The following is a 7,593-nucleotide window of genomic DNA, read 5'->3' as shown; positions in this document are numbered from 1 at the left end:
ACGCTGTCTTCATTTTTAATTTTTAATTTTTAATTCCGCCTTGCGGTACTAGTCCCCAATCCCCAATCCCTACTGTAAGCAACGCATGACCAATCGAGAGGAATCAATGAAAAACGAATCAACGTCAGCAAGTAACGCCGACGTAAATTTCCTTCTCGGCGGGGGTGAAATGGGTGCGCGGATGCGAGAACGAGATTGGTCAAAAACTTCTCTTGGCCCAACACAGCAGTGGCCACAGAGTTTGAAGACTGCCGCGCGGATTATGCTGACTTCCCGTCAAGCGATGTTTGTCTGGTGGGGCGAGGAACTGATTAACCTTTACAATGACGCTTACAGAGCTATTATTGGCGGCAAACATCCAGAAGCACTTGGGCAGCCAGCTTCCTACGTGTGGCGGGAAATTTGGGATCAGGTTAGGCCTCGAGCCGAATCAGCGATGCTGAAAAACGAGGGCACTTATGACGAAGCGCTGCTGCTAATTATGGAGCGCAACGGCTACCCGGAGGAAACTTATTACACTTTTTCATATAGCCCAGTTCCTAATGACCAGGGCGACACCGGTGGGATTATCTGCGCCAACACAGACGACACGCAGCGAATTATCGGTGAGCGTCAGTTGGCACTTTTGCGCGAACTAGCGGCGAGGACGGCAGACGCGCGGACATTCGATGAAGCCTGTATGTTGAGTGCAAGTTGTCTAGAAAGCAACCCTTACGACCTCCCTTTTGCAATGATTTATCTGGTTGACCCAGATAAGCAGGAAGTTTTTCTGGCTGGAACGTGTGGTATCGAGCGAAACCACGTAGCAGTTCCGGAAACAGTGGCTCTCGATTCTGATTGTGTTTGGCCCTTTGGGGAAGTGATCACAACCCATCAAGCAAAACTGATTTCTGATTTAGAAGTGTCTTTTAGTGGTTTACCTTGTGGTGTTTGGCAGCGATCGCCCCATCAAGCGATCGCAGTACCAATTGCCCCATCTGGTCAAACGGGAAAAGCTGGTATATTGATTGCTGGCTTGAATCCCTTCAGGCTATTCGACGACAATTATCAAGGATTCATCGATTTAGTTGCGGCTCAAATTGCAGCCAGCATCGCTAACGCCCAAGCTTACGAGGAAGAACGCAAACGCGCTGAAGCCTTGGCAGAAATTGATCGCGCTAAAACCGTCTTTTTCAGCAACGTCAGCCACGAGTTTCGTACCCCACTTACCCTGATGTTGGGGCCACTAGAGGAAACCTTAGTCAATTGTGCCACTCTGCTTCCAGCCAAAGAACGAGAGCAGTTAGAAATGGTGCAACGTAACGGACTCCGCTTGCTAAAACTGGTCAATAGCCTGCTAGATTTCTCGCGCATTGAAGCCGGAAGAGTTCAAGCCTCTTATGAACCCACCGATCTTGCCACTTTCACCGCAGAACTAGCTAGTGTATTTCGTTCAGCAGTCGAACGCGCAGGGATGCAATTATCAGTCAACTGTCCTTCCCTGCCAGCAACAGTATATGTAGATCGGGAGATGTGGGAAAAGATTGTTCTTAACCTGCTCTCAAATGCATTCAAATTCACGATGGCTGGAAAAATCGCGGTCAGCTTGCAGTGGGCAAATGACCATATTGAGTTCGCAGTCCAAGACACAGGCATCGGTATCTCCGCAGAAGAAATTCCCCACCTTTTTGAACGATTTCACCGCGTCAAAGGGGCGCAAGGACGCACTTTTGAAGGGTCAGGAATTGGATTGTCACTGGTACAGGAATTGGTGCAAATGCATGGTGGAAAAGTCTATGTTACCAGTGTTATGGGAGCAGGCAGTTGCTTTACTGTGTCAATTCCAACGGGGTATGCTCATTTGCCTCCAGACCGGATTAGTGCCCCTCGAACTTTAGCTTCAACCGCATTAGGTGCAACACCATATTTAGAAGAAGCTCTGCGTTGGCGGCCGGAAGAGGCAGGGGAGCAGGGAGCAGGGAGCGGGGGGCAGGGAGCAGGGAGCGGGGAACAGGGAGTAGGGAGCAGGGGGCAGGGAGCAGGGAGCGGGGAGCAGGGAGTAGGGAGTAGGGAGCAGGGAAAAATCTTACCTATTACCTATCACCTGTCACCCTCTCGCGCCCGAATTCTCCTGGCTGATGATAATGCAGATATGCGTGATTATGTCAAGCGGCTATTAAGTCAACAGTATGAGGTGGAATCAGTGCCAGATGGTTTAACTGCTTTAGATTCTGCTCGTGGGCGTGTCCCAGACTTAGTACTGACAGATGTCATGATGCCTGGATTAGATGGCTTTGAACTGCTGCAAGAATTACGATCTGATCCGCAGACGCAAAAAATTCCAATCATCCTGTTGTCGGCACGGGCGGGGGAAGAGGCGCGGGTGGAAGGGTTAGAAGCGGGAGCCGATGATTATTTGATTAAACCCTTCTCTGCCCGTGAATTGTTGGCGCGGGTAGAGGCAGCTCTAAAAATGGCTCGTCTCCGTCAGGAGGCAATGCAACGTGAGCAAGAACTGCGAATTGAAGCTGAGTTAGCAAAAGCACACTTAGAGACTGTCCTAGCTGGCATCCAAGACCAGTTTTTTGTGTTAGATCGAGAGTGGCGTTATACTTTTATTAATGACCAGGTAGCAGAAGTTGTTGGCTTTTCAAAGAAAGAGTTACTAGGTAGAAGCATTTGGGAAGTTTTTCCAGATGTGGTCGAAAGCGAGTTTTATACTCAGGTTCATCTGGCAAACGCACAACACACCGTTATTCAGTTTGAATACTTTTATCCTGCTTGGCAGCGCTGGTTTGAGAATCGCGTCTACCCCTTTGCAGAAGGAGTAAGCATTTTTGTTACAGACATTAGCGATCGCAAACAAGCAGAAAAAGCCCTTCGTGAAAGCGAAGAAAAGTTCCGCAACATGGCGGACAATGCCCCCTTTATGGTTTGGGTGACAGATACCGATAGCCACTGCACCTACCTCAGTCAAAGCTGGTATGACTTTACAGGTCAAAACGAGGAAACGGGTCTGGGATTTGGCTGGTTAAATGCTGTACATCCAGACGATAGCAATGACGTTAGGAATGTTTTTCTGGAAGCTCGTAGCAGTTATTCGGCTTTCCGTTTGGAGTACCGCTTGCGGCGCCAAGACGGCGAATATCGCTTTTGCATTGATGCGGCTAATCCCTGGTTTGGGGTAGATGGTCAATTTAAAGGTTACATCGGCTCAGTGATTGACATTACAGAACGCAAGACAGCAGAAGCCGAACGCGATCGCCTCCTGGAACTTGAGCAAGCTGCCAGAACTGAAGCCGAAAGAGCTAACCGGATTAAAGATGAGTTTTTGGCGGTGCTTTCCCATGAATTGCGATCGCCTCTAAATCCTATTCTTGGCTGGGCGAGACTCTTACAGACTCGTGAGTTTGACGCCGCAGGGTTGAAGAAAGCGATCGCAACCATCGAGCGGAATGCTAAATTACAAGCTCAACTAATTGAAGATTTACTCGATGTCTCTCGGATTTTACAAGGCAAGCTCAACCTCAATATGTTTCCCGTTAACTTAGTGCTTGTAATTGAGGGAGCATTGGAAACAGTGCGATTAGCAGCAGAAGCGAAAAATATTCAAATTCAAACGATACTGGATGCTTCTTTGGGGCAAGTTTTGGGTGATTCTGGTCGTTTACAACAAGTTGTCTGGAATCTGTTATCAAATGCTGTTAAATTCACTCCTGAAGGAGGGAAAATTGATATTCAACTGGAGCGCGTTGACACTCAAGCTCAGATTACTGTCAGCGACACAGGTAAGGGAATCAGCCCTGACTTTCTCCCTTATGTATTTGAATATTTTCGTCAGGCTGATGGCACGACAACCCGAAAATTTGGTGGCTTGGGGTTAGGGTTAGCAATTGTCCGTCATTTGATAGAACTACATGGCGGCACGATTTGGGCAGAAAGTTTAGGTGAAGGGCAAGGAGCTATTTTCAGAGCCAGACTACCGCTAATTAAAAAGGATTTAACCCCAAAACAACATATAAAGATTGCTGCATTAAATCCTTCTCCGGTGATTGAAATCCTTGCAGGCATCCAAATCTTAGTTGTGGATGACGACGATGATACCCGCGACTTCCATACATTTCTGCTAGAGCAGGCTGGAGCAAGGGTAATTGCTGTAGCATCAGCAAAAGAAGCACTGCAAGTATTAGCAGAGTCAGAACCAGATTTTCTACTCAGTGATATTGGGATGCCAGAGACAGATGGCTATATGCTGATGCGCCAAGTTAAGGCATTGCAATCCAAACAAGCCAAACAGATTCCAGCGATCGCTTTAACTGCTTATGCAGGTGAAATCAACCAGCAACAAGCACTCGAATCAGGGTTTAAAAAGCATTTATCAAAACCTGTCGAACCAGAAGAGTTAGTCAAGGCAATTGCAACTCTGATTGGCAGGAGTGGGAATGACTGAGTGTTTGCTTATACATAAACCCCGTAAATGCAGATGTGTACAGGAGGAATTTTATGACTTTATTCGTGCAAGAAATACCAGTATCAGATATCTCCCCAAAAACCATTCAAGAAACCCCCTTGCCAAGTACAGACCCACTAATTGCCCGCAGTTTACAAAAAGAGCAGTATTTTGGCATTATCTGGCTAGCGATCGCCTTGATTGCCGCTGTGGGATTTTTTAGTCGCAGAGTTGAATATGCTATTGGGTTTGCTATTGTTCTCAGCGCCATTTTAATTGCTTTCTTGTTGTTCGTATAAGAAGGGATTAGGGATTTAAAAACTTTGAGCTAGATTTCAATACTGTTCGGTTAAGGCAAGACGCGATGAATCGCCGTCTCTACAATAATCAGTCTGGCGATTGATCGCGGATTTGTGATCTAAAATTTTTATCCAAAAACCTTAACCGAAACGTATTGAGATGGATTCCTTCTTCAGAAATATATATTTACTCTGAATAAATTCAACTAAAAGTTCTTGCTTCTTTGACTGATTTATGCTTTTATCTTTTGATTTAAATTGTTCATCTAACTCTTTATTAGTTTGCTTCATCACACAAAATATATCAGCAATTACTTGAATATTTAGTATAGATTTGGAAAGGTATTAGTGAATCACCTACTCCGCTAAAATATTCAGTTTACTTAACTCATCAAATCTTCATGTATTTGAAGTGTAGTTTATCTTTTACAGTAAAAATAGTGGGAATAATAGAATAAATCGGATTGAGCAAATTAGTTAGCTATGAGCCAAATATGTCCTATCTCCAAAACCTGTGCTTGTCGTAATGTTGCACGCTGCCGGACTAAGGAGGCAGGTAGGCTCTTTCTCTGGTTTCCCGTTCCACATACCCTGAACAAAGTCACCTCCTATTTACAACAGTTTGCCCTTGAATATGAACTGATGCACGAGCGACCAGGTTTGAGTTTGAACTGTAGACCCGGACAGTCTCTAGAAATTGCCCGTAACCTGGCCAAACTACTTGCACCGAGAGAGTTAAAAGAGACGCAAGTCCTTTTTATTCAAGGCACTATTCAACCTCAAATCCACGATTTTAGTGATATAGCCTCATTACAACGCTTCATTAAGTTCAACCAATCCGACTGGCTGGTTGAAATGCTAGCAACCGAACGATTCACCAGTTACTTTCAACCAATTGTTTCAATTAACGATACATCACAGATTTTTGGATATGAATCGCTCTTGCGCGGACTGGATGAAGAAGGCAATTTAGTGCTACCCGCACCGATTTTGGAGTTAGCCACCGAAGCCGGACTGCTACCACAACTCGACCAAGTTGCTCGCCTCAGCACAATCACTCAATTCAGCCGCTCTCAAGTGAGTGGGAACATTTTCATCAATTTTGCCCCAACGTCACTTTATGACCCAGCTTTTTGCCTACGTAGTACGGTAGAGGCAATTGATACTGCTGGCATTTCCCACGAGCGGGTTGTTTTTGAAGTGGTGGAGTCAGACAATTCTCAAGATTTAGACCATCTCAAGGCAGTGCTGCAATACTACCGGGATGCTGGGTTTTTAGTCGCCCTTGATGACCTCGGTTCTGGCTATTCCAGCCTAAACTTGCTGCATCAGTTACGTCCAGACTTTATCAAGCTGGATATTGAGTTAATTCGAGATGTGCATCAAGACCTTTATAAAGCCTCGATTACTGAGAAGCTTCTAGAGATTACTCAAAAGTTAAATATCCAAACTGTTGCTGAAGGAATTGAATGCATTGAGGAACTGAACTGGCTGCGAGAACGAGGTGCAAATTTTGCTCAAGGCTATCTGATTGCTCAACCCAGTGCAGTGCCTGTCACTACAACCCCTCGCTTTGATCCGATTGCCTTAACTGTAGCATCCGCCAATTCTCAGCAGATTGAGCAGCGTGTCCAACACCAAAGCGAGTCCGAGCGAATTGTCGCGGCTGTGACGCAGCGGATTCGACAATCATTAGAGTTAGACGAGATTTTGCAAACCACAGCAGCCGAAGTGCGACAACTATTTAAGGTAGATAGAGTATTGATCTATCAGTTTCAGGAAGACTGGAGTGGTTTAGTCGCTGTAGAATCCTTAGCAGAAGAGTGCATTTCCATTCTGGGATTTCACGTCATGGACACGTGCTTTCAATCTACCCGTGCAGCTTACTATCAACAAGGTAACACCAGAGCGATCGCAGATATTGAAACTGCGGGACTATCGCCGTGTCATATTGACCTCCTGCGAAGTCTGCAAATCCGGGCTAACCTGGTCGTGCCTATTTTGCAGCAAGAGCGTTTGTGGGGATTATTGATTGCTCACCAATGCCGTAGCAGCAGACAATGGCAGCAATCGGAGATTAACTTGTTTAACCAGTTAGCAGGTCAAGCTGCGATCGCTATTCAGCAATCAGAACTCTACCACCAATTACAACAAGCAAACCAGGAATTACAGCGCCTTGCCTGTTCGGATGGTCTAACCCAGGTGGGAAATCGACGCTGTTTTGATGACACGTTCAATGCACACTGGCAATGGTTGGCACGAGAGCAAGGCTCATTATCTTTGATTTTGTGTGATGTAGATTACTTTAAACTTTACAACGATACACATGGACATCTGGCAGGAGATGATGCGCTCAGACAGGTTGCTAAGGCAATTTCTCAGACAGTTAAACACCCTGCTGATTTAGTTGCTCGTTATGGTGGAGAAGAGTTTGCAGTCATTTTGCCGAATACTGATATCGAAGGGGCTATTGCAGTTGCAAGAGATATTCAGACCAATGTTAGTGCATTACAAATGCCTCATCCCCATTCATTGGTCAGTAAATTTATTACCCTAAGTCTTGGTGTAGCAACCATCACTCCTCATAGCCAATTATCTCCTGCAACCTTAATTGCTGCTGCTGACCAGGGACTCTACCAGGCAAAAGCACAAGGAAGAAATTGTGTGGTGCAGATGGATTGTGAGGATGCTGACTGAATAATTACTAATTGATAATTAGAGAGACTGTACAGGGAGAGCATGACATAAGATTAATCGCACTCTCTCTGCCTGATAAAATGCCAATCAATATTTGTTGACAACAGTATAACTATCATAATAAAAAGTAATACAAATTAAAAATACGTATTTGCCTCTCAATATGAT

The 7,593-nt window shown here is 45.4% G+C and carries 3 protein-coding genes; all 3 read left to right on the top strand.

Annotated elements, in window-relative coordinates; all coding sequences use genetic code 11:
• The first annotated feature begins 106 nt into the window (after positions 1 to 106).
• The 3 genes from ABF638_RS24580 (at position 107) to ABF638_RS24570 (ending at position 7,425) form a co-directional block, all read left to right on the top strand.
• Positions 107 to 4,429 carry an ATP-binding protein gene (locus ABF638_RS24580; RefSeq protein WP_435025546.1) on the top strand — a complete coding sequence of 1,441 codons (4,323 nt, stop codon included), beginning with the start codon at positions 107 to 109 and terminating at the stop codon, positions 4,427 to 4,429.
• Between the two features lie 53 nt (positions 4,430 to 4,482).
• On the top strand, positions 4,483 to 4,728 hold the full coding sequence (locus ABF638_RS24575) for a hypothetical protein (protein WP_435025545.1): 246 nt from the start codon (positions 4,483 to 4,485) through the stop codon (positions 4,726 to 4,728).
• 483 nt (positions 4,729 to 5,211) lie between these two features.
• Positions 5,212 to 7,425, top strand: a complete 2,214-nt coding sequence (locus tag ABF638_RS24570) for an EAL domain-containing protein (RefSeq protein WP_435025544.1) — start codon at positions 5,212 to 5,214, stop codon at positions 7,423 to 7,425.
• The last annotated feature ends 168 nt before the right edge of the window (positions 7,426 to 7,593 follow it).

Source organism: Nostoc sp. CALU 1950 (genome assembly GCF_051172895.1).
GTDB classification, from domain to species: Bacteria; Cyanobacteriota; Cyanobacteriia; order Cyanobacteriales; family Nostocaceae; genus Nostoc; species Nostoc edaphicum_A.
Note: the sequence above shows the minus strand (reverse complement) of the source record. Positions and strands in the feature narration are given on the sequence as shown.

What these genes read in the sequence shown, in the direction of transcription:
- ABF638_RS24580 (WP_435025546.1), top strand. Translation starts at nt 107, where the DNA reads ATGAAAAACGAATCAACGTCAGCAAGTAACGCCGACGTAAATTTCCTT.
- ABF638_RS24575 (WP_435025545.1), top strand. Translation starts at nt 4,483, where the DNA reads ATGACTTTATTCGTGCAAGAAATACCAGTATCAGATATCTCCCCAAAA.
- ABF638_RS24570 (WP_435025544.1), top strand. Translation starts at nt 5,212, where the DNA reads ATGAGCCAAATATGTCCTATCTCCAAAACCTGTGCTTGTCGTAATGTT.